Raw genomic sequence first — 20581 nt, forward strand, 5'->3', positions numbered from 1 at the left:
AGAGTGTGTGGAGGAACTATCATGAGCTACGAACTCGACCCATTGCCGTATGAGTACGACGCACTCGAACCGCACATCTCCGAACAAGTCCTCACGTGGCATCACGACACCCACCATCAGGGCTACGTGAACGGCTGGAACAGTGCGGAAGAGACGCTGGAGTCGAACCGCGAGGAGGGTGACTTCGGTTCTTCGCCCGGCGCAATCCGAAACGTTACACACAACGGCTGTGGACACATTCTCCACGACCTCTTCTGGAACTCCATGTCCCCCGAAGGCGGTTCCGAACCGACCGGGAGCCTCGCAGACCGCATCGAGGAGGACTTCGGTTCCTACGAAGCGTGGAAGGGCGAGTTCGAAGCCGCCGCTGGAAACGCCGGCGGATGGGCGCTCCTCGTCTACGACTCGTTCTCGAACCAGCTTCGCAACGTCGTGGTGGACAAGCACGACCAGGGCGCTCTCTGGGGCTCGCACCCGATTCTCGCGCTCGACGTGTGGGAACACTCCTACTACCACGACTACGGTCCGGCCCGCGGCGACTTCATCGACGCCTTCTTCGAGGTCGTCGATTGGGAAGAGCCGAGTGCCCGCTACGAGCAGGCCGTCGAGCTGTTCGAGTAAGCGATACCACGCACATCCCGATTTTTCTTTTGCGATCTCGTGGAGGAGAGCCGTCAGTATCCGTCGAAAATAAGCCGCTCAGGGATTTTTTACCGAGTCCATCTCTTCGGCGTCTTCTTCGGCGTCTGTCTCTGTTTCTGACTCTCCAGTGTCCGACTCCGCATCCGCCAGTGTCTTCTCGGTGTTTTCCCCGAGTCCGAACGCCTCGGATCCGAGTTCGCCGCCGAACGACTGAACCGACTCGTTCAGCGTCTGGTAGTCGTAACAGTCGCCGTCATCAAGATCGAAACTGGCGAAGACACCGATTGGTCCCTCGCCGAAGAACGTCCGGAACTGCTCGAACGTCGAGAATCCGCGGACGGTATAGCTGTAATCGGCATAGTAGAGTGACTCGTACGTCTGCTGCGTGATGAACCCATAACGTTCGTTGTCAACGAAGCGTTCAACGTCCAAACCACCCTCCTCAATCGCCTCTTCGACGTCAGACCGAACGAACACTTTTTCGAACGTCCGTTCGTCGAATACCCACACGTCTCTGAGCGCCTCACCGCCGAACTCGCGGAAAACACTCAGCAATTGTTCGGAGGGACGTTCCATACGTTCACACACCAAGAATCCCTGTTAACTATTGTGATTCTTCCTCATAGAGTCAAGACGTTTACGTAGTCAGGCGGTTAGCATCCGGTATGCCACGACCGAAGACGGAGTTTGAGACGCTGTACCCGTACCAGTTATACGAACCCGAAGAAGTGCTGGACGACGAACTGATGTACACGGTGCCCGAAATCGCGCGCCTCTTGCAAGGACTCGACCCCGCCACGGAACTCGACGCGGAGACCGAAGACCAAGTCGTCACGTGGACGATTCCGTGGCTTATGGCGCACGCCGACGAGTTGGTCATCAACGACCCCGAAGGCGACGAACCGGGCTACTTCGGCATCCAGTCGGAGTCGCGCCCCGCCGACGAGATTCCGGACGGGGCGGACGAGTAACGCGACGGCCGCGACGAGCGACTATCGCATTCGAGCGGCGCGACCGGCCAGTTCCACGTCGTCGAACGGGCGTTCGGTGACGCTCGGTCCGTGACCGGTGTGCATCTCGGAGAGCGTTTCGTCTATCGTCTCACGCACTCGGTCGAGACTCTCGATCAGCGTCGGACGGTCGCCTTCTTCGAGGTCAGTGCGGCCGAACGAGCCGTTAGCGAACACCAAGTCGCCGGCGAACAGCACGCTCGCATCACGCGAGTAAAAGCAGAGGTGGTCGTTCTTGTGTCCCGGCGTGTGGAGTGCTTCGTAGTCGTCGTCGCCAATCTGAACTGTCTCGCCGTCGGCGATAGCGTGGTCTACCTCCGACTGATCCGGATCGAATCCCCACGTCTCCACGTCGAACGCCTCGCGGACGGCCGCGACGTTGTCAACGTGGTCCCGGTGCGTGTGGGTGATGTACACGCGGTCGAGTTCGTCTACGTGGTCGCGGACGCGCGACACCACGTCGAAGTTCGCGCCCACGTCCACGAGCGCCGTCGTGTCGCCGGTGACGAGAAAGACGTTGCTGGTGAACGCTTGCACGTCGTGCGCGAGGCTGGTAATCATGCCCGACGCTAGAGGCGACCGGGACTTTCCTCTTTCTATGCCGTTGGTTCGAATCCGCGCCAGACGGCCGGTCCGGGAGTATGGGCGACCCACGACTCGTCCTCACGGAGGAATCGCCCGCGCCGCCACGCGAACTTGACGTTACCGATGTAGCCGAACGGCGGCGCGAGTTCGGGGAGAGAGACGACGGTCCGCGCGCCGACAGTCATCGACTGCCGCGCGTCGTCGCTCGTGGGCGAAAACGTATGCGTTGCTTCGCTTCGCTTTTTTCCCACCGCCGCTTCGACGGAGAACGTGTCGAGCGTCGCCGTCTCCGGTCCAGCCGATTCGATGGACGCGTCGTCGAATTCGGTCTGCACCCCGACTTCGCTCACGTGGAATCCGTCTTTGTCTGGCGCGCCGTCGGTATCCACTGTCGCCACCGTCTCGACCACCGCTTTCGTTTGCTCCGGGAGGAGTGTCACCCGATCCCATCGGTCGTAATTGCCGACTTCGACGCGGCCACGCATCCGGACACGCCCGAGTTCGATACCGCCGTCCGGGTTCGCAGGGTCGTCTATCGTGAACTCGGGTGGGCGAGCGTCGAGCACTTCCGAAATGGCCCACGGGAGTTGCGTTTTAAGTTCCGTTCCATTGCTCGGTACGAGATACTGCACGTCGATCCGGTCCGCCGAGGGAACTGCCGCCGCGATACGGTCGCCCGAAGACCACGCCTTGCTGGGCACTCCGTACCGCTGGCCGGTGCGTCCGCAAATACGCTGGATATGGAGCGGAGCATCGTCACCGGCCACGACGACGGGCGTCCCGCGTTCGAGTGCGTCGAGCGCAGTGTCGTAGTGTTCCTCACTCGGCGGCAGGACCAGTATCTCGGCGTCCGCAACAGAGTCAACGAGTCTGACGCCCGAGACGCGAGGGAACGGCACTTCGTCATCGACGAGAATCGTTCGACCGGAGAGCGGGGCAGTATCCGTCTTGTTCGAGTTGTCGGAGTCACCGCCGCATCCGGCAAGTGGCACGGTGGCGAGGAGGGCAAGAACGTTGCGGCGGGAGGGCATTGTCGGAGAAAGGGATGCTGCTGATTTCAACTCTTTGAATAAACGAGTCGTGTGATTCGCGGGAGTATCAGTGTACGTATAGGGCTAAGATAGGGCTAAGATAATGGCGTTTAAACTACATCTATGAGCGATGGCAGGGCAGTCGTAGGCGGTGAACAAGTGCTGAACACGGCGTTACTCCTCGGTGGAATCGCACCGGTGCTTTCGGGACTCGCCGCGATGTTTCTCGGAGATGCGTACGTCCATCTCATCGGGCCGCACGTTCCAGAGTTGTTCTCGAAGGAGGCGTACGAGATGTTGCTGTTGTGGGTGAATCTCCAAGGCGGCGACGCTCTCGTCGCAGGTCTATCGAGGATTGTTGTGGCCCTTCTTGGGACACTGATTTTGAAGCAACTGTTCGCCGCTATTGGTATCTTCCACAGCGTCTACGAACTGTGGTTGTTACCGACGCGTGCGCTCCCATGGTGTGACGCCGCCGGCGCGTGTCGGAATCTCGCGGTCGTCGAAATCCAACTGTTCGTCGTCCTTCACGTCGTGCTCGTGCTGAGTTTCGGGTATGGTCTTGTAAGGACGTACCAGCCAAATTTTCCGGCGTGGAAGCGTAGTAGTTAGTGGCGTTCCGCCGCTGTCACGTCGCCGCAACCGAAAAACAAATCATATAGACCAGCACTGAAGACAACAACCTAACCCGAGTCCACCATGCGCCAGTATCTCGATTTAGTCACCGATGTTTTATCAAACGGCCAACACAAGCCGAACCGCACCGGCGTAGACACGATTTCGGCATTTAGCCGCCACTACGAGGTGGACTTACAGGAGGGCTTTCCCCTCCTCACGACGAAGGACCTCTCGGGCTTTCGCTGGAACTCGCTGATTCACGAGTTCGTCTGGTATCTCTCCGGCGAGGAACACATCCGGACGCTCCGCGAGGAAACGGGTATCTGGGACGCGTGGGCCGACGAAGAGGGCCGCCTCGACACGGCCTATGGCCGGTTCTGGCGGCGTTTCCCCGTTCCCGACGAAGGGCTGCCGGGCGAAGCGTGGCCGGAGGATACCCATCGCTGGATGAACGACGAGGGGACGTTCGATCAGATCCAGTACGTTCTGGACACGCTTCGGGAGAATCCGAACTCCCGGCGCATGGTCGTCAACGCGTGGCATCCCGCCAACGCCGCCGTCTCGACGTTGCCGCCGTGCCACTACTCGTTCGTCTTCAACGTGCAGGGTGACAAGCTGAATCTCCATCTCACCCAGCGGTCGGGTGACATCGCCCTCGGAATCCCGTTCAATATCGCCGCGTACGCGCTTCTCGCTACTGCTGTCGCCCAACGGACCGGATTCGAGGTGGGCAAGTTCGCTCATACCGTCGTGGACGCGCACGTCTACTGCGGCGAGGGTGACCGCGGCGCGTGGTATGGCGACCACCTCTCGGACCTCCAGACACGCCTTGCAGACGTAAGCTCGCGCGATGAGTATCTCGACGTGCGCGATTGGTTGGTGGAGGCGGCACCCGCAGAGGCCGAGGGGAAAGAACGGTACGACCACGTTCCCGGCCTGCTGAAGCAGTGCGCCCGTGAACCCGGTGACAGACCGACCATCGACGTAGCTGACGTTCCCCTCGACGAACTCACGTACGACGACATCGAACTGCACGACTACGACCCCGACGAGGGTATTCGATTCGCGGTGGCCGAGTAATGAACGAGTCAGACTCGATCGACCGAGACACAACAGATGCGAACGCCGAGAGCATCGAGTACGTCCTCGTCGCTGCCGTCGCCGAGAATGGTGTTATCGGCCGTGACGGCAGGATGCCGTGGCACTTCTCCGAAGACATGGCCCACTTCAAGCAGACGACGATGGGACATCCCGTTATTCTGGGTCGCAAAACGTACGAGAACATCGTAGACGCTATCGGCGAACCGTTCCCCGGTCGGATGAGTATCGTCCTCTCCTCCCGTGAGTTGGATCTCCCCGAAGGAGCCGTTCTCGCCAATTCAATCAAGGAAGCCACCGAGCGTGCCGAGTCGGTCGCAGAAGAGATGGGCGTCGAGACGGTGTACGTCGTCGGCGGCGCACGCGTCTACGCACAGTTCCTCCCGCGGGCGACGCGGATGATTCTGACCGAAATTCACGACTCGTACGACGGCGAGACGGAGTTTCCTGAATGGGAGGAGGCGATGTGGATCGAGACGGACCGAGACGAACGAGAGTCGTTCGACTTCGTGACGTACGAACGAGTCGAGTAGCGAAACAGCCAGATAGGATTCCGCAGGTCCAGTTAACGTCATTATAACAACAATAATGGGATCCGGTGGGCCGTGTCAAGGCAGCGACGACGCAGTGAGCATCCAATGTCATCGGACTCGGTTGAGACGAGGAGAGACCGGTGTCACCGTTTGACTAGTTCTCTCACTTACACTTATACTAAATCCGTCCTAACAACAGGTTATGTCCGCTACATTTGAACTGTACGAGGACGAAGCAGGGCAGTTCCGATGGCGTCTGGTTCACGACAACGGCAACATCATCGCCGACAGCGGCGAGGGCTACGCCACGAAACAGAACGCCAGAAACGGCATCCAGAGCGTACAGGAGAACGCGCCGGAAGCGCCTATCGAGGAAGTGTAGCGTCGAACAATCCGTCTGGTCCGCCGCGTCACCCCTCGGACGTACATACGTCGCCGGGATGCGGTACTATCGTCCCACGGTGGTGCTTTTATACCTCCGGGGGCCGCACGTAGAGGCATGAACCGGAACGACCAGCAGGCGTACGACCGGGGTACGTCGCTGTTCTCTCCCGACGGCCGTATCTATCAGGTCGAATATGCTCGCGAAGCGGTCAAACGAGGCGCACCGAGTGTCGGTATTAGAACCGCAGACGGCGTCGTCCTCGGCGCACAGCGTCGGACGAGTTCGTCGCTCATGGAAGCCGAGAGTATCGAGAAGATCCACAAACTCGACAGCTATCTCGGTGCCGCATCTTCGGGCCACGTCGCTGACGCCCGCCAACTCGTCGACGACGCGCGCGAAGAGTCGCAGGTGAACCACCTCCGCTACGGTGAGGCTATCGGCGTCGAAACGCTGGCGAAGACCCTCTCGGACATGATCCAAGAGAGCACGCAGCGCGGCGGTACTCGGCCGTTCGGTGCGTCGCTGCTCATCGGTGGCATGGACGGCGAAGACGACGATGCCCAACCCCGCCTGTTCCAGACAGACCCCTCGGGCGCGCCGCACGAGTGGAAAGCTGTCGCTATCGGATCGAACCGCGGCGATATCCAAGAGTTCCTCGAAGACGAGTGGAGCAGCGAACTCGCTCTGTCGGACGGTGTGAGTCTCGCTGTCCGCGCTCTCGCAGTTCCGGACGATGAAATCGAAGCGGCGGATCTGAGCATTGTCACCGTCTCTGCGGAGGGCTACTACAGCGTCGGATCGGACGAAATCGACGATATCCTCTCCGAACACGTGCCCGACGCGGACGACTCCGAGTAGGGCGAGATGACGACAGATTCGGCGTCGGAGGACGGGACAGATTCCGAATGCGATCAGACGGCCGTCGTCCGGCGTCTCACGACGTTTCCGGTGAAATCGCTCGACGGATACGACCGCGAGTCGGTTCGAATCGTACGGAACGGCGGGCTTGACGGAGACAGAGAGTTCGCCCTGTTCGACGAGTCGGGCGACTACGTGAACGGGAAGCGCGAACGCGCAGTCCACCGAATCGACGCCGATTTTGACCCTGACAAGCGGATGCTTCGCCTTGCCGTCTCCGACAGAACAGAGACGTTCGATGTGGATGCGGACAGGGCCGAACTGACGGCGTTTCTCTCCGACTATTTCGACTACGAGGTGTCGCTTCGACAGAACCGTGAGGGTGGCTTTCCCGACGACACCGAGGCATCGGGTCCGACTGTCGTGAGTACTGCCACGCTCCGCGAAGTGGCGTCGTGGTTCGACGGCATCGATACCGACGGGATGCGCCGCCGTCTCCGTGCGAACGTCGAACTCGGCGCGGCGGGCGACGAGGTGCTGCCCGCGTTCTGGGAAGACCACCTGTTCGACGAACGAGGCCGCGTCGTCGAATTCTCTATCGGTGACGTTCAACTCGAAGGTGTCAACCCGTGTCAGCGGTGCGTCGTCCCGTCACGCGACCCGGACACCGGCGCGGAGTACGATGGATTCCGCGAAACGTTCATTCGGCATCGCGGCGAGACGAAGCCCCCGTGGTCCGGCGGCGATTGGTTTAACCACGACTTCCGTCTCATGGTGAACACGCGTGTCCCGAAAGAATCGTGGGGCGAGACGATTGCAGTCGGTGACGAGATTCGCGTCGGCACGTCGCAGCCAGCGGATAACTGATTTTCGGGCGAGCAGTCGGTCGTCGTCGATTTCGATCACCGGGTAGCCAACATCGACGATGACGGCAGTGTACGCGAGATAACGGCAAGGAAACTGGACGGTTGCGCGGAGACAAAACGATAGCGCCCCCCGATTGCACCCCGGGCCGCAGTGTGCGCTACCGCTACCCGGACGTTTACGCGGGGCGACGGAGAACGGAGCGGACATGGACGCAGACCGACTCGTGTTCGAGGGCGGCCGCGTTGCCGACGCCCGCGGGACGCGACGCGCGGACGTGGTCGTGGATGTTGAGACTGGACGTATCATCGCGGTGAGCGACGAAGACAGCGTACAACCCGGCGACGAGAACACGGAGGCAGTGGACGTTTCAGGAAAGGTGGTCGCGCCGGGTCTCGTGGACGCACACGTCCACTTGATGATGGACGGCCGGCCGGACGTCACGACGATAAATCAGGACGGGCGCGAACTGCTGAGCTATCGTGCCGCCGCCAACCTCCGAGCGAACATCGAGGCGGGGGTGACGACAGTTCGTGACCTCGGCGCACCGGGTCGGCTCGCTATCGACGCCGGAGTGGCTGTCGAAGAGGGCGTTCTCGACGGGCCGCGCGTCGTCGCCTGCGGTGAGAACGTCGTCATGACCGGTGGGCACGGTCACTGGTTCGGCCGCGAAGCAGATGGGGCTGCGGAGGTACAAAAAGCGGTCCGCGAGCAACTGAAACGCGGTGCGGGCGTCGTCAAGTGCATGGCGACGGGCGGTGTTCTCACCGAAGGTGCCGTCACGGGCGCGCCGGAACTCACAGAGAGGGAACTGTCGGCGGTCGTTGACACCGCGTCAGCGAAAGGTGTGCCGACGGCCGCACATGCTCACGGCGAGGTCGGCATCAAGAACGCCGTCCGCGCGGGGATCACAAGCGTCGAACACGGGACATTCATGGACCGAGAGGCGGCCGAATTGATGGCCCGCGAGGGAACGTACTGGGTGCCGACGGCAAGCGCGCTCGAAGGGATTGTAGAGAACGGCGTCGAAGCAGGGATTCCCGAACAGGCCGTCGAGAAGGCTGAAGACGCTCAAGACCGCTTCGAGCGTGCGTGGGAACACGCACTTGAGGCGGGTGTGACGATTGCGATGGGCACCGACGCCGGGACGCCGTTCAACTTCCACGGCGAGAACGCCCTGCGCGAGATGGAACTGATGGTCGAGTACGGCCTCTCCGCCGAGGCGGCGCTCGAAGCCGCCACGATCAACGCCGCCGAATTGCTCGGTGTGTCAGACGTGGGGCGCATTGCCGAGGGGTACCGCGCTGACATGCTCGTTCTCACCGACGATCCGAACGAGAACGTGAGCGCGTGGCGCGGTAGTGAGGCCGTCTACCGCGACGGCGAACGGGTCGCGTGAGCGGCGACGGTCAAGTCGTCTAACCGCCTGTTTCGCCCGGTTCGATGATGCGCCACGACACGCCACGGCCATACCGAAACGGAATGGTTTTATTCATCCGGGCGATACGGACAGATGCGCTCTGGTGGTGTAGTCCGGCCAATCATATCACCCTCTCACGGTGATGACCAGGGTTCAAATCCCTGCCGGAGCATTTCTGTCGAGTACGAAACCGCGAGCGGCCGCTTCGTGTGTCGGTCGTGTCCTGTACGAAATCTAATTTCGTCGTCCAGACCCGACACGACGGTTCAGATTCGTCGTTCGTCCTCCGACGACGACTCTGAAGTCGGCGTACCCGAGGATTCATACGACTCCTCGCGGTCCCGGCGCAGTTCCTCCGAGAGGAGTTCACCCCGCGTGTGCCACGTCCGCGGTCGGTACGCGACCACTGTTGCAGCGGCGAACAGACTGATGACGATGGCGATGACGACGACGCCGGGAATCCGGCCGACGGCCGCGCTCGCTGGCCACGGATCAACGGAGAATGCCGTCACGCGGAGTAGCCATGCGCCGTTCAACACGGCGAACAAGGGGAGATACACCCGACGAAGGCGGTGAGCCAGTGCCTCCTCAAACGTGATCTTCAGCGTCGGGTGACGATAGTCACGCGCGAGTTCGGCGCGCCACTTCTCGTCGCGGAGGGGTGACTCAGGATCCAATCCGGGTGCCCAGACGTGCTCTTGGAGGTAGCGAACGCGAGAGCGCCACACGTCGTACGCGCGGTAACGGCGGGCCTCGATACAGAGAAAGAGACCGACGGCGGCGTTTCCAAGCAGGATGACGTAGTGGGGGTGCGTCGCCTGCGAGAACGCCCACGTCAACACGGCGGCCATCAGAATAACCGCCCAGTTCGTCGTTCGGTCCAGACGCTCCCGCCACAGTTTCATCCGATGTATCTCGCCGCGATACAGGTGAGCCATCGCTGAACTCGGACCCATCTCTGTGTCGAGAAGTCCGCGACCGACGTTGTGATCGGCCGTCGGCCCGTCTTCCTCCCGCTTTTCCCCACCACGTTCGGACATCTATATTGTATAGTATTGTGCTGGCGGTGAAAACAATTGTGTCGGTACTGTCGCGTGACGACTCGACACACCGGGTTTCCGGTGGATCGTTCGTGATGGTTTCGAGAGTTCGAGGGTCGTTCGGACTCGTTACATCACATCACGTCGTCAAGGCGTTCTTCGAGGAGTCCCGTAGCGACGAGTTCGGCGACGGCTTCGATGTCGGCGTCGAGGCTCCGGTCCTCGGTCACCGGCGGCGACACCTCACGAACGAGTTCGTAGACGACGCTCGTTCCGCGGCCGTGCGCGAGGGAGTCGTCCACGAACTCCGAGGCCTGTGATCCGGTGAGTAGTTCGACGGCGACGACGGTTCGCGCGTTTTCGAGGACGGACTTCGCGCTGAACGCGCTCGTCGCACTCATGCTCACGTGGTCCTCTTGGCCGCCGCTGACGGGCGTGTTGTCCATCGAGGGTCGGCCCGTGGCGCGAATCTCGTTTATCAACGACGCCGCAGTGTACTGTGGGATCATGAACCCCGAGTTGAGACCGCTATCCTCCGCAAGGAACGGCGGCAGGTGATCTTCTTGGATGTTCGGGTTCACCATCCGGTCTACGCGGCGTTCGCTGATGGCGGCGAGTTCGGTCAGCGCGCTCACGAGGTAGTCGAGACGTAGAGCAAGCGGTTCACCGTGGAAATTACCGCCAGAGATGACGACCGCGTCGTCCGTCCCCGTCGCTCGGTTGTCTGCGTTCTCGGCATCGAAGACGAGCGGGTTGTCCGTCGCGCTGTTGAGTTCGATTTCCACCGCTTCGCGAAGGTGTTCGATAGCGTCGCGCACCGCGCCGTGAACCTGCGGAAGACATCGGACTGAGTAGGCGTCCTGTACTCTGTCGCAGTTGGCGTGGGACTCGACGATTTCGGAGTTCGCGGTGAGTTCTTGGATGTGTTCGGCCACGGCCGCCTGCCCGCCGTGCGGACGGACCCGGTGGATGGCCGGGTCGCAGTTCGCCGTCGTGCCCATCGTTACCTCAGTCGTCAGGGCACCGGCGGCGTCGGCGGCCTCAGCCAGTCGCTCAGCATCTACAACGAGCAACGCCGCAACGCCGGTCGTCAACTGCGTCCCGTTGATGAGCGCCAAGCCCTCCTTCGGCGCGAGCGTCAGCGGTTCAAGTTCGGCCGTCGCTAACGCCTCCGCTCCGGAGAGGCGTTCGCGCTCACCGTGTTCACCGCTCACCGTCGCCTCGCCCTCACCGATGAGAACCAACGCGAGGTGTGCGAGCGGTGCCAAGTCGCCGGACGCGCCGAGGCTCCCGCGCGAGCGAACCACCGGGTGGATGCGCTCGTTGAGCATCGTCGCCAAGTGATCCACGACGATTTCGCGGACACCCGAATACCCTTTCACGAGGGCATTCAGACGGGTGAGAAGGAGTGAACGGACTTCTTCGGTGTCGAGCGCGCGGCCCGCTCCGGAAGCGTGACTGCGGAGCAGATTCGTCTGGAGTTGTTCGATTTCGGACTCCTCGATACGGGTATCGACGAGTTGTCCGAACCCGGTGTTCAGACCGTACACCGCCTGTCCGCTCTCGACAATCTCTGCGACGCGTTCGCGCGAGGCGACGACCGCAGCTCGCGCCTCCTCGTCGATTTCGACCTTCGCACCGCGTCGGGCGACCGCTTCCACGTCTTCGGGCGTGAGCGACTCGCCGTCTACGACGACTGTTTCCGGTGCGGCGTCAGAGGATGCATCAGTCATGGGCCACCTCCCCGTCGATGACGACGGTGTCGATGCTGTTGACGCCGAAGTTGTACGACAGGTGGACGTAACTCGGCGCATCGAGGACGGCGAGGTCGGCGGGCGACCCGGTTTCGAGTCGTCCCGCCTCGGCGCGGTCAATCGCCCGTGCGGCGTTCACCGTCGAGGCACCGAGCGCCTGTGCGGGCGTCATCCCCATCTCGACGCATCCGAGCGTCATGGCGAACGGCATACTCTGCGAGTAGCAGTTGGGGTTCAAGTCCGTGGCGAGTGCGACTGGCGCGCCGTGTTCGAGGAACATCTCGGCGTCGGCGTACTCGGCACCGAGACCGAACGCCGTCCCCGGCAGGAGAACTGGCGTCGTGTCGGCGGCAACGAGAGCGTCGATGTCCTCGCCCGTCGTGTGCAGCAGGTGGTCGGCGCTGGTCGCACCCACTTCGGCGGCTAACTGCGTTCCGCCGAGATGCGTCAACTCCTCGGCGTGGACTTTCGGCGTCAGCCCGTGTTCTTTCCCCGCTTCCAGCACGCGCCGAGACTGCTCGACGTCGAAAACGCCTTCCTCGCAGAACACGTCGCAGAACTCCGCGATACCCTGTTCTGCTGCCTTCGGAATCTGTTCGCTTACGACCGATTCGACGTAGTCGTCGGTGTCAGTTCCGTTCGGGACGGCGTGTGCACCCATGAACGTCGGGACGACGCGAATCGGATGCCTGTCGGCCGCCCGGTCGATGGCCTCCAACATCCGCAGTTCCGTCTCGGTGTCGAGACCGTAGCCGGACTTTACCTCTGCCGTCGTCGTCCCGTGGGCCAGCATAACGTCGAACTGTTCGAGGAGGTTCTCGACCAGTTCGTCCGTCGAGGCGTCGCGGACTGCTTCGACGGTCCGCAGAATGCCGCCTCCCTCCGAAAGGATCTCTTGGTAGGTCTTTCCGCGGAGTTTGGCCTCGAACTCGTCGGATCGGTCGCCTGCAAAGAGAGCGTGCGTGTGCGGATCGACGAATCCGGGGACGATTGCCTGTCCCGCGCAGTCGAGTACGTTTTCTGCGTCGCTCTCGGGGTACTCGCTCGTCACCTCGTCCGTTGGACCGACGGCGACGATGTGGCCGTCTTCGATGGCGACGGCGGCGTCTTCGATGCTGTCCAATCGCTCGTGATCGGCGTACGTTACGACTTCCGCTGCGTTGGTCAAGAGAAGATCAATCATGTAGACATGCCTCCGAGGAAGTGTGCGACGGTGCGGGCGGCCGTCGCCGCAGTGCGTCCAGTCGGTGTCGAGTCTAACGACGGTGCACACTCGACTACCTCGAATCCCGCGATTCGGTCGTCACCGGCGATACTACGGACGAGTCTGAACAGTTCACGTGAGGTAAGGCCACCGGGCGTCGGCGCACTCACGCCGGGCGCGGCCGTCGCGTCCAGCACGTCCATATCGACGCTGACGTACACGGTATCTACGTCCGAGAGGGCGGTCCGAATTCGATCCAGCGCCGAATCGACGCCGTCGCCGACGGATTCGGCGGTGACGACGGTGCCACCCTGCTCGTCGAGGTAGTCCGCGTACGCGGTACTCGTCTCGAAGTGCCGCGCGCCGACGACGGCGAGCGTATCTAATCCGGCCTCGTGCAGTTGTCGATAGGGCGTCCCGCTGCTTGGCCCCTCCCGAACTTCGCGGCAGTCGAGATGAGCGTCGAAACTGACGACACCGACGCTGTCGCCGTTGCCAGTGTCGCTCTCACTGTCTCGGTTCCCACCGAGGAGTGGAGCGACGTTCGGGTATGTGAGGGAGTTGTCACCGCCGAGGAACACCGGGAACGCCCCGGAGTCGTACAGTTCTGCCGTCGTTTCTCGGAGCGAATCCTGTACGTCTCGGACGCTTCCGCGAGCGAGTTTCACGTCGCCCACGTCGCCGACGCTGGAAACGGGTCCGGCGTCGAAGTGGTGCGATTTCACGCCCGCAAGTGCATCGCGGATAGCCGTCGGACCGTCGCGTGCGCCGGGGCGGCCGATGACCGCGCCGTCGTACGGTTCGCCGACGAGAACGGCGTCGTACTCGGCTGCCTCGTCAATCGCCGCCTGCTCGACGACGTGCCCGAACTGTTCGTCGTTCGGGTCCGATGACGTGCCGGACCAGTTCGGTGCCGGACCTGTCATTTGCTCTCCGCCCCTGCCGGGCCCGTGTCTTCGGGGTCGATTGGGACGTGAGCACCCGACCGTTCTGCTTCGTCCAGCGCCTCCTCGTACCCCGCGTCAGCGTGACGAATCACGCCCATACCGGGGTCCGTGGTGAACACTGCGCGCGCCTTCTCGGCAGCGAGATCCGACCCGTCGAGGACGACGTGGTTGTTCGTGTGCAGTGCATTACCGATTCCGACGCCGCCGCCGTCGTGGACGCTCACGATGTCCGCGCCCGCCGCGCAGTTGAGCAGGGCGTTCAGGATGGGCCAGTCGGCCACCGCGTCGGTGCCGTCGCGCATCGCCTCCGTCTCGCGGTGCGGACTTGCGACGCTCCCGGCGTCGAGGTGGTCGCGGGTGACGACGACGGGAGCAGAGATTTCGCCCTCGGCGACGAGTTCGTTGATGCGCAGCGCAAAGCGGGCGCGTTCGGTCAGACCCTCCTCGTCGGTACGGTAGCCGAGCCAGCAGACGCGGGACGGAAGGCCCTGATACTGCACCTGCTCACGCGCCAGTTCGATCCACCGCGAGAGACGGTCGTCCTCGGGGAACAGTTCGAGGACGGCGTCGTCGGTCCGGTGAATGTCTTCAGGGTCACCAGAGAGCGCCGCCCACCGGAACGGACCTTTCCCGCGGCAGAACAGCGGCCGGATGTACGCCGGGACGAAACCGGGGAAGTCGAACACGTCGTCTCTGCCTTTGTACTCCTCGACCTGTCCGCGGATGTTGTTGCCGTATTCGAACGCGACGGCACCGCGCGCTTGCATCTCCAAGATGCCGTCCACGTGGCGTTCCATCGTGTCGATGCTTTCTTCGACGTACCGGTCGGGGTCCTCCTCGCGGAGTTCGTCGGCCTCTTCGACGGTGTAGCCGCTCGGGTAGTAGCCTTCGAGTTCGTCGTGCGCGCTCGTTTGGTCGGTGACGACATCCGGGACGAATCCGCGTTCGAGCATCTCCTCCAGCACGTCCGCGGCGTTCCCATGAACGGCGATACTGAGCGGTTCACCCTCTTCGGCGGCCGCTTCGGCGCGCTCGATTGCCTCGGCTACCGAATCGGTCTTCTCCATACAGTAGCCCGTCTCGATACGCCGGTCGATCCGGTGTTCGTCTACTTCGGCGGCGATGCAGACACCGCGGTTCATCGTCACTGCCAGCGGTTGCGCACCGCCCATGCCACCGAGTCCGCCGGTGACGACGATCCGACCCCGAAGCCCCTCGTCGTCCGGGAAGTGCCGACGACCCGCTTCGGCCAGCGTCTCGTAGGTGCCTTGTAGAATACCCTGTGTGCCGATGTACGCCCACGACCCGGCGGTCATCTGCCCGTACATGATCTTCCCCTCGGCTTCGAGTTCGTGGAAGTGATCCCAGTCGTCCCACTTGCCGACGAGGTTCGAGTTAGCGATGAGGACGCGCGGGGCGCGTTCGTGCGTGGTGAACCGCCCGACTGGCTTGCCCGACTGAACCAAAAGCGTCTCGTCGTCGTCTAACTCGCGGAGTTGGCCGAGAATCGCATCGTAGGCATCCCACGACCGAGCGGCCCGGCCGGTACCGCCGTATACGACCAAGTCTTCCGGGCGTTCGGCCACTTCGGGATCCAAATTGTTGTTGAGCATCCGAAGCGCCGCTTCCTGCCGCCATCCCTCACACTCGATGTCCGTTCCCGTCGGCGAACCCTGGTACCGACGCCATTCGTCGGACGGTTCGCCTACCGTGTGCCGTTCGCTGTCTGTCTCGTCCATACTGGTAGTGAACGCCCAGCACACATACTGGCTTAGCCTCCGTTTGGAGAGTAGTTTATATGCGTCCGGTATCGATGTCCCAGTGTGTACGAGGCGACGTTCGAGATAACGGACGATGGCGGGTACACGCTGGCGACCGAAGAGACGGCCGCATCGCTGGAGTTGTGGTGCAACGATCACTGCGATCTGTTGCATATCCGCGGACCGGATGCCGAAGCAGTGGTGGACCGCGTCGAACATCTCGTCGGCGTCCGCGAACGGCTCGACCGCCCCGAAGAGGTTCTCCTCATCACCGACGACTGCCTCAGACGGCACGATACGAACGCGATAGAGGCGTACCTCGTCCGCAACGACTGTCTGTTACTTCCCCCGCTCCGCTATGAACGCGGCGCGAAAGTCTGTCGCGTCCTCGCTCTCGACTCGGGGTCGCTGACCGACCTGTATCGGGAACTCGTTGCCGACGGGACGTTCGTTGACGTCCTGTCGAAACGTCACGTGAACGTGGTCTCTGAGGATGCGCCGTTGTCGCCTTCGAGCCTTCTTCCGGATCTCAGCCCTCGCCAGTACGACGTTCTTCAGCTTGCAGTCGAAGACGGCTACTACGAAATCCCGCGTGGGACGACGACGGAAGCAATAGCCGACCGCCTCGGCGTCAGCCGACGCACTGCCGAAGAACACCTCAGACGCGCAGAGAACAAACTGATAGATGCAGTGTTCGAACATCTCCGCGGGCGCGGCCGCGGTCAGTCTCAGTAACAGGGCGACTCGTACAGTAACAGGGCGACTCGTACAGTAATAGAGCGACTCTACTCGCCTGCGCTACTCGCTCGCTTCCGCAGATGGTCCCTCAGCTCCTCCCTCGGGTGTCGCGGGACGGGCGACACTGACGTACGACTCGACGGCCGCAGATAACATCGACCGCCAGTCGTCAAACTCCGAGTGGACCGCGACGTGGTCGTCCCACTCGTGGTCCGGAATGCTCTCAAACGACTCCTGATCTTCGACCTCGTAGTCGCACGACTCGATGAACTCCGCGATGGACCCACTGTCTGTGTGGGCCGCCATCCAGTCGTCCCCGAAGAGGTCATCCAACGTCACATCTCCTCCGAGACCACCGATTTCCCCCGAAATGGTGGCATCGAGAGCAGGACGTTCCTCCTGCATCGTACCCGTATTTCCGCTTCACCACTGATAGATTATGCGACTTCTCGCGCGTCAGCCCGTCGTCACGATCTCCAAAACATCGCGGTGTTCGAGTTCGTGATCCGATCCGACCTGTCGCTTCGACCGACAGTCGATTCCGTGCAGCAGCCCGTCGCCGATGTCCGAGTGGAGGTGATAGGCGAAGTCTTCTGTCGTCGAACCCTCCGGGAGAATAAAGCAGTCGCGGAACACACCCTGCGTGTCGGACTTGCCGTTTGCACTCCCGGGGAAGATGGCTATCGCACCCATCACGTCGAACAGGGCCGTCTCCAACGACGCCTGCACGCCCGCACCGTCGTAGGCGTTGAGGAACTCGCGTATCTGTTCGAGTCCTTCCTCCTGTTCGCCACTCACGTCGCCGACGATGTCGAAGTCGCTCGACCCGGGTTCGTACTCGACGATGCCCGCTTCCTCGGCGTTCTTCAGTGCTTTCTCCGCGTGCGCACTCGCGGGGACAAAGGTCAGGTGGTCGTACTCCGGATCCGAGGTGATCTCCTCGAAGTTCTCCTGTGCCACGGGCTTGTCCATCTTGTTCGCCGCGATGAGCATCGGCTTCGTCCGCTTGCGGATCTCGCGGGCGATTGCCTCTTTGTCCGCGTCGTCCCAGTCGTCGGGATCCAACGACAGTCCGAGCGAGAGAATGACCTGCTTTATCTCGTCTTTGTTCGTCTTGAACGCCGACATCTGCTCTGCAAGGTCCTCCTCGACGTTCTTTTCCTCGCCGTGGTAGCCAGAGCGGTAGCGTTCGAGACCTTTCTCTAAGATGTCGAGATACCACATGTCGAGTTCGTCTTCGAGGAAGTCGATGTCCTCGCGTGGGTCGTGCCCCTCGGTCGCCTCGCCCTCGATGTCTGTCTCACCGGAGAAGTCTACGACGTGCACGAGTACGTCGGCCTCGTTCAGGTCGGTGAGGAACTGGTTTCCGAGTCCTTTCCCCTCGTGTGCGCCGGGAATGAGCCCCGCCACGTCCACGAGTTTGACTGGGACGTATCGCGTTCCGTTATCGCAGAAGCCGACCGACGGCGTACACGTTTCGTCGAACTCCGGGGCCGCACAATCGACGCGGACGTACGCCTCGCCCACGGAGGGATCGATCGTCGTGAACGGATACGCACCCTCGGGTACGTCGTTCATCGTCGCCGCATTGAAGAAAGAAGACTTGCCGACAGACGGCTTGCCGACGAGTCCGATCTTGTAGCTCATTGGCTCCTCGAAGTTACTCGGCGGGCAAAAGGCGTCCTATCCATGCCGTCTCAGCGGTGTGCTGTCAGTTCCCATATTTCCGCCGTCCGATAGCTGACGACGCCACCACCGATTATTTGTCCCACCACGTCCGACGTTCCGGTATGACTGACAGCGACGACGACGCAGCCGGCGACACCTTCGGCGTCGGCATCCACGTCACCGACTCCGACCTCCAGTTCGTCGTCCACGTCCCCTCGAATATCGACTCGGGGTGGCGCGACCCCGACGAGTTCCAACAACTCGTCGAACGAGTCGTCTGGGACCGGCTCGACCAACGCCGAGTCCTCCAAGCGGTCGCCACCGATACGCCCGCGGGCGAAACAGTATCGCTCGGCCGCGTCACGCTCCACCCGGACGGTACCGTAATCGAAACGGATCTTTCGGCACCGACCGCCGACGACGCGTGAGCGACGTGACTGAAACGGACGCATCGGGGGTTGCCGCACCGGGAATGGACGCACTCGACGCTGTCGTCGATAGCGCACTCGAACGCGCACTCCTTGACGAGGCGGACTCGCGTCGCTACTTCGCTCTTGCCGGTGCAGTCGTACGCGCTCACGGAAACACCCATGCGGACTCCCGGGAAACGCAGTCCGACACCCTGACAGCGGCGCTGGTCTGCACTGTCGCCGTCTCCGCCTTGGAGTCGGCATCGCCAGAACCGACATGGTCGCCGCCCGACGCACGGAACGAACTCGTCGCTGCCGGTGCCGTTCGTGCATCTCAGCGCTTCGACGTTGCTGTCGAACGCGTTGCGACACGGGCAGGGCTCCCGCTCTCTGATCTTCGAACGCGTCTGTCAAAAGAGAGTCGCGGAGACCAACTCTAAGGTACGTCTCTCGCGCATCCGCGACGTTACTCGAACTGGACTGTCCGACTAGTTCCCGCTGTTGACGTTGATGTTCGCGTCAACACCGACGGTAACGCTCCCGCCGGCGTTGGCGTTCCCGTTGGCGTTAGCGCCCCCGCCAGCGTTGGCGTTTTCCGGCGGACCCTGCTCGCTGTCGTCGTCTTCACGTTCCTCTTCGGAATCCTCAGACTCGTCTTCTGACTCGTCTTTGTCCGGTTTCGCGTCGTTCTTGTCCGCGTTGTCCGAGCCGTTGCCTGCCTTCTTCTCGTTGTTCTTGTCTTTCTTGCCTTTCTTCGCGTGTTCGGGCGGACCCCGCTTGTCGTCGTCAGCGGCCGTCTCGTTCGCCTCGTCGTCGGAGTGCTTTTTCTCCTGTCCGGGCGCGTCGTCTGCGTTACCGGGGTTGTTCTCCGTCGCAAAGTCCGAGATGACGAGACCCGGCGGGCCGTTGAATCCGGCCGCGCGGAGTGCTTCGATGAATGAATTCACTGCCTGTCCGAAGTTCTTCTCCTCTTCGACGAACTCCGTCGTCAGATCAACCGTCTCCGAGACGGTGTCGTTGTCGGCCGTCGCGGTCACCGTGATGGTGACGTTTTCGGTCGGTGCGGGAAGCGAGACGGTTCCGTCCGCGTCCGTCTCGTAGGTACCCGTCCCGCTGTAGTTACCGTCGCTGGTGACGTCCACCGTTGCGTTCTCGACTGCCTCATCGCCGCGTTCGAGGCTGACTTCGACGCCGGTCGTCTGTTCGACGCTCAGGTCGAGGGATACCTCTGGCGCAACGAGGTCTACGGTTTTCGTCGTCGTGTCGTCTCCTTCGGAGACGTTCACCGTGACGCTGACGTTCTCCTCGGGTGCATCGAGTTCGACGGTTCCGTTCTCATCGGTCGTGTAATTTCCGGTGGCCGCGTAACTGTCGTTCGAGACGCTGACGTTCACTGTCGCGTTCGCCACGGCAGTGTCGTTCCGTTCGACACCGATGGACACAGTCCCGTCGTCTGCCTGCGCGACATCGACCGTCAGGTCGTTGTCGCCGACGATTTGGACGGTGGTTTCCGCACTCAGGTTGTCATCCGTCGCGGTGACGGTGATGTTCTGCGTGTCCTCGGGTTGGGCGAGTGTGACGGATCCGTTCGCGTCCGTCTGATACGTCCCGTTGCCCACGTACCCCGCTTCGCTGGTGACGTTCACTGTCGCGTTCTCGACTGCGGTTCCGTTATTGGTGACATCGACGAGTACCTCGCCCGTCGCATCGTCTTGCTCTACGTTCACATCTAACGTCGTCGCGGCACTCGCCGCCGCCGGAATAGCGGCTGCGACGAGCAGGACTGCCACGAAGACTGTGACTGATTTGATGCGCATTGCAGGCTCACCAAAGTGCGACACCCACATAGTACAGAATGTCCGTGAGCCCGACTATTCGTCGTTTTAGCCGGATTTAATTCGGTTTAATCGGCCGACAACGCGGGTTTCAGGCCGTTTGACGATCTGCGGTATGATCGAGTGAGATGGCTGTTGCTAACTCTCGCTGCGTCTATGCGTCCGTTCGAAATGAAAAACG

23 protein-coding genes and 1 tRNA gene are annotated in these 20581 nt (G+C 62.0%); 13 read left to right on the top strand and 11 right to left on the bottom strand.

Annotated features, from left to right (window positions below):
- Positions 1–21 precede the first annotated feature (21 nt).
- Entirely contained in the window at positions 22–621 is a 600-nt protein-coding gene (gene sod, locus HBOR_RS06945; RefSeq protein WP_006054250.1) for a superoxide dismutase, read from the top strand.
- A 78-nt stretch (positions 622–699) separates the two neighbouring features.
- Here sod and HBOR_RS06950 read toward each other — a convergent pair whose 3' ends face one another.
- Positions 700–1218, bottom strand: a complete 519-nt coding sequence (locus HBOR_RS06950; RefSeq protein WP_006054251.1) for a DUF7522 family protein — start codon at positions 1216–1218, stop codon at positions 700–702.
- A gap of 89 nt (positions 1219–1307) precedes the next feature.
- Between HBOR_RS06950 and HBOR_RS06955 the strand changes: the two genes are divergently transcribed.
- The gene (locus HBOR_RS06955) at positions 1308–1613 is read left to right on the top strand and encodes a DUF5827 family protein (protein WP_006054252.1); all 306 of its coding nucleotides are present in this window, start codon (positions 1308–1310) and stop codon (positions 1611–1613) included.
- Positions 1614–1634: 21 nt separating this feature from the next.
- Here HBOR_RS06955 and HBOR_RS06960 read toward each other — a convergent pair whose 3' ends face one another.
- Positions 1635–2213: an MBL fold metallo-hydrolase gene (locus tag HBOR_RS06960; RefSeq protein WP_006054253.1), complete on the bottom strand. Its 579-nt coding sequence runs from the start codon at positions 2211–2213 to the stop codon at positions 1635–1637.
- A gap of 35 nt (positions 2214–2248) precedes the next feature.
- On the bottom strand, positions 2249–3268 hold the full coding sequence (locus HBOR_RS06965; protein ID WP_006054254.1) for a hypothetical protein: 1020 nt from the start codon (positions 3266–3268) through the stop codon (positions 2249–2251).
- Between the two features lie 123 nt (positions 3269–3391).
- Here HBOR_RS06965 and HBOR_RS06970 point away from each other — a divergent pair, with 123 nt between their 5' ends.
- From HBOR_RS06970 to HBOR_RS07005, 8 genes are all read left to right on the top strand, one after another.
- Positions 3392–3880: a hypothetical protein gene (locus HBOR_RS06970; protein ID WP_241432312.1), complete on the top strand. Its 489-nt coding sequence runs from the start codon at positions 3392–3394 to the stop codon at positions 3878–3880.
- Between the two features lie 87 nt (positions 3881–3967).
- Positions 3968–4966, top strand: a complete 999-nt coding sequence (gene thyA, locus HBOR_RS06975) for a thymidylate synthase (protein WP_006054256.1) — start codon at positions 3968–3970, stop codon at positions 4964–4966.
- Positions 4966–5517, top strand: coding sequence for a dihydrofolate reductase (locus tag HBOR_RS06980; RefSeq protein ID WP_006054257.1), 552 nt, complete (start codon positions 4966–4968; stop codon positions 5515–5517). The genes thyA and HBOR_RS06980 overlap by 1 nt, the downstream gene beginning before the upstream one ends.
- A 202-nt stretch (positions 5518–5719) precedes the next feature.
- A complete protein-coding gene (locus HBOR_RS06985; protein WP_006054258.1) occupies positions 5720–5899 on the top strand; it encodes an HVO_2922 family protein in 180 nt (59 codons plus the stop codon).
- Between the two features lie 117 nt (positions 5900–6016).
- A complete protein-coding gene (locus HBOR_RS06990; protein WP_006054259.1) occupies positions 6017–6760 on the top strand; it encodes an archaeal proteasome endopeptidase complex subunit alpha in 744 nt (247 codons plus the stop codon).
- 6 nt (positions 6761–6766) lie between these two features.
- On the top strand, positions 6767–7627 hold the full coding sequence (locus HBOR_RS06995) for an MOSC domain-containing protein (RefSeq protein WP_006054260.1): 861 nt from the start codon (positions 6767–6769) through the stop codon (positions 7625–7627).
- A 205-nt stretch (positions 7628–7832) separates the two neighbouring features.
- On the top strand, positions 7833–9023 hold the full coding sequence (locus HBOR_RS07000) for a metal-dependent hydrolase family protein (RefSeq protein ID WP_006054261.1): 1191 nt from the start codon (positions 7833–7835) through the stop codon (positions 9021–9023).
- A gap of 118 nt (positions 9024–9141) precedes the next feature.
- Positions 9142–9216: transfer RNA gene (locus HBOR_RS07005), tRNA-Glu, on the top strand.
- Between the two features lie 94 nt (positions 9217–9310).
- On the opposite strand, the gene HBOR_RS07010 is transcribed toward HBOR_RS07005, so the two are convergent.
- The 5 genes from HBOR_RS07010 to hutU form a co-directional block, all read right to left on the bottom strand.
- Positions 9311–10084 carry a DUF2270 domain-containing protein gene (locus HBOR_RS07010; protein WP_006054262.1) on the bottom strand — a complete coding sequence of 258 codons (774 nt, stop codon included), beginning with the start codon at positions 10082–10084 and terminating at the stop codon, positions 9311–9313.
- Between the two features lie 134 nt (positions 10085–10218).
- Positions 10219–11817, bottom strand: coding sequence for a histidine ammonia-lyase (gene hutH, locus HBOR_RS07015; RefSeq protein ID WP_006054263.1), 1599 nt, complete (start codon positions 11815–11817; stop codon positions 10219–10221).
- Positions 11810–13021 carry an imidazolonepropionase gene (hutI, locus tag HBOR_RS07020; RefSeq protein WP_006054264.1) on the bottom strand — a complete coding sequence of 404 codons (1212 nt, stop codon included), beginning with the start codon at positions 13019–13021 and terminating at the stop codon, positions 11810–11812. The genes hutH and hutI overlap by 8 nt, the downstream gene beginning before the upstream one ends.
- Positions 13018–13968: a formimidoylglutamase gene (gene hutG / locus HBOR_RS07025; RefSeq protein ID WP_006054265.1), complete on the bottom strand. Its 951-nt coding sequence runs from the start codon at positions 13966–13968 to the stop codon at positions 13018–13020. Before hutG ends, hutI begins: the two co-directional genes overlap by 4 nt.
- On the bottom strand, positions 13965–15728 hold the full coding sequence (gene hutU / locus HBOR_RS07030) for a urocanate hydratase (protein WP_006054266.1): 1764 nt from the start codon (positions 15726–15728) through the stop codon (positions 13965–13967). Before hutU ends, hutG begins: the two co-directional genes overlap by 4 nt.
- Positions 15729–15812: 84 nt before the next feature.
- On the opposite strand from hutU, the gene HBOR_RS07035 reads away from it, so the two are divergent.
- Complete coding sequence (locus HBOR_RS07035; protein ID WP_006054267.1) at positions 15813–16484, top strand: helix-turn-helix domain-containing protein; 672 nt, start codon at positions 15813–15815, stop codon at positions 16482–16484.
- 63 nt (positions 16485–16547) lie between these two features.
- Here the strand turns inward: HBOR_RS07035 and HBOR_RS07040 are convergent, their stop codons facing one another.
- Positions 16548–16892, bottom strand: coding sequence for a hypothetical protein (locus HBOR_RS07040; protein WP_006054268.1), 345 nt, complete (start codon positions 16890–16892; stop codon positions 16548–16550).
- 51 nt (positions 16893–16943) lie between these two features.
- A complete protein-coding gene (locus HBOR_RS07045; RefSeq protein WP_006054269.1) occupies positions 16944–18134 on the bottom strand; it encodes a redox-regulated ATPase YchF in 1191 nt (396 codons plus the stop codon).
- A 143-nt stretch (positions 18135–18277) separates the two neighbouring features.
- Here HBOR_RS07045 and HBOR_RS07050 point away from each other — a divergent pair, with 143 nt between their 5' ends.
- Together HBOR_RS07050 and HBOR_RS07055 are read left to right on the top strand one after the other, a co-directional pair.
- Positions 18278–18583 (top strand): hypothetical protein, encoded by a 306-nt coding sequence (locus HBOR_RS07050; RefSeq protein ID WP_006054270.1) that lies wholly within the window; start codon positions 18278–18280, stop codon positions 18581–18583.
- Positions 18580–19005, top strand: coding sequence for a hypothetical protein (locus tag HBOR_RS07055; RefSeq protein WP_006054271.1), 426 nt, complete (start codon positions 18580–18582; stop codon positions 19003–19005). Before HBOR_RS07050 ends, HBOR_RS07055 begins: the two co-directional genes overlap by 4 nt.
- Before the next feature lie 48 nt (positions 19006–19053).
- On the opposite strand, the gene HBOR_RS07060 is transcribed toward HBOR_RS07055, so the two are convergent.
- Positions 19054–20382 (bottom strand): hypothetical protein, encoded by a 1329-nt coding sequence (locus tag HBOR_RS07060; protein ID WP_006054272.1) that lies wholly within the window; start codon positions 20380–20382, stop codon positions 19054–19056.
- Positions 20383–20581 lie beyond the last annotated feature (199 nt).

This window comes from Halogeometricum borinquense DSM 11551, assembly GCF_000172995.2.
In the GTDB taxonomy this organism is placed as follows: Archaea; Halobacteriota; Halobacteria; order Halobacteriales; family Haloferacaceae; genus Halogeometricum; species Halogeometricum borinquense.

Excerpts from the sequence above, each read along its gene's own strand:
- HBOR_RS07060 (WP_006054272.1), bottom strand. The coding sequence starts at position 20,382 with ATGCGCATCAAATCAGTCACAGTCTTCGTGGCAGTCCTGCTCGTCGCA.
- HBOR_RS06950 (WP_006054251.1), bottom strand. The coding sequence starts at position 1,218 with ATGGAACGTCCCTCCGAACAATTGCTGAGTGTTTTCCGCGAGTTCGGC.
- HBOR_RS06955 (WP_006054252.1), top strand. The coding sequence starts at position 1,308 with ATGCCACGACCGAAGACGGAGTTTGAGACGCTGTACCCGTACCAGTTA.
- hutH (WP_006054263.1), bottom strand. The coding sequence starts at position 11,817 with ATGACTGATGCATCCTCTGACGCCGCACCGGAAACAGTCGTCGTAGAC.
- HBOR_RS07010 (WP_006054262.1), bottom strand. The coding sequence starts at position 10,084 with ATGTCCGAACGTGGTGGGGAAAAGCGGGAGGAAGACGGGCCGACGGCC.
- HBOR_RS06970 (WP_241432312.1), top strand. The coding sequence starts at position 3,392 with ATGAGCGATGGCAGGGCAGTCGTAGGCGGTGAACAAGTGCTGAACACG.
- HBOR_RS06960 (WP_006054253.1), bottom strand. The coding sequence starts at position 2,213 with ATGATTACCAGCCTCGCGCACGACGTGCAAGCGTTCACCAGCAACGTC.
- hutG (WP_006054265.1), bottom strand. The coding sequence starts at position 13,968 with ATGACAGGTCCGGCACCGAACTGGTCCGGCACGTCATCGGACCCGAAC.
- HBOR_RS06990 (WP_006054259.1), top strand. The coding sequence starts at position 6,017 with ATGAACCGGAACGACCAGCAGGCGTACGACCGGGGTACGTCGCTGTTC.
- HBOR_RS07040 (WP_006054268.1), bottom strand. The coding sequence starts at position 16,892 with ATGCAGGAGGAACGTCCTGCTCTCGATGCCACCATTTCGGGGGAAATC.
- HBOR_RS06980 (WP_006054257.1), top strand. The coding sequence starts at position 4,966 with ATGAACGAGTCAGACTCGATCGACCGAGACACAACAGATGCGAACGCC.
- HBOR_RS06965 (WP_006054254.1), bottom strand. The coding sequence starts at position 3,268 with ATGCCCTCCCGCCGCAACGTTCTTGCCCTCCTCGCCACCGTGCCACTT.
- HBOR_RS06995 (WP_006054260.1), top strand. The coding sequence starts at position 6,767 with ATGACGACAGATTCGGCGTCGGAGGACGGGACAGATTCCGAATGCGAT.
- HBOR_RS07050 (WP_006054270.1), top strand. The coding sequence starts at position 18,278 with ATGACTGACAGCGACGACGACGCAGCCGGCGACACCTTCGGCGTCGGC.
- HBOR_RS07045 (WP_006054269.1), bottom strand. The coding sequence starts at position 18,134 with ATGAGCTACAAGATCGGACTCGTCGGCAAGCCGTCTGTCGGCAAGTCT.
- sod (WP_006054250.1), top strand. The coding sequence starts at position 22 with ATGAGCTACGAACTCGACCCATTGCCGTATGAGTACGACGCACTCGAA.
- HBOR_RS06985 (WP_006054258.1), top strand. The coding sequence starts at position 5,720 with ATGTCCGCTACATTTGAACTGTACGAGGACGAAGCAGGGCAGTTCCGA.
- HBOR_RS07000 (WP_006054261.1), top strand. The coding sequence starts at position 7,833 with ATGGACGCAGACCGACTCGTGTTCGAGGGCGGCCGCGTTGCCGACGCC.
- thyA (WP_006054256.1), top strand. The coding sequence starts at position 3,968 with ATGCGCCAGTATCTCGATTTAGTCACCGATGTTTTATCAAACGGCCAA.
- hutU (WP_006054266.1), bottom strand. The coding sequence starts at position 15,728 with ATGGACGAGACAGACAGCGAACGGCACACGGTAGGCGAACCGTCCGAC.
- hutI (WP_006054264.1), bottom strand. The coding sequence starts at position 13,021 with ATGATTGATCTTCTCTTGACCAACGCAGCGGAAGTCGTAACGTACGCC.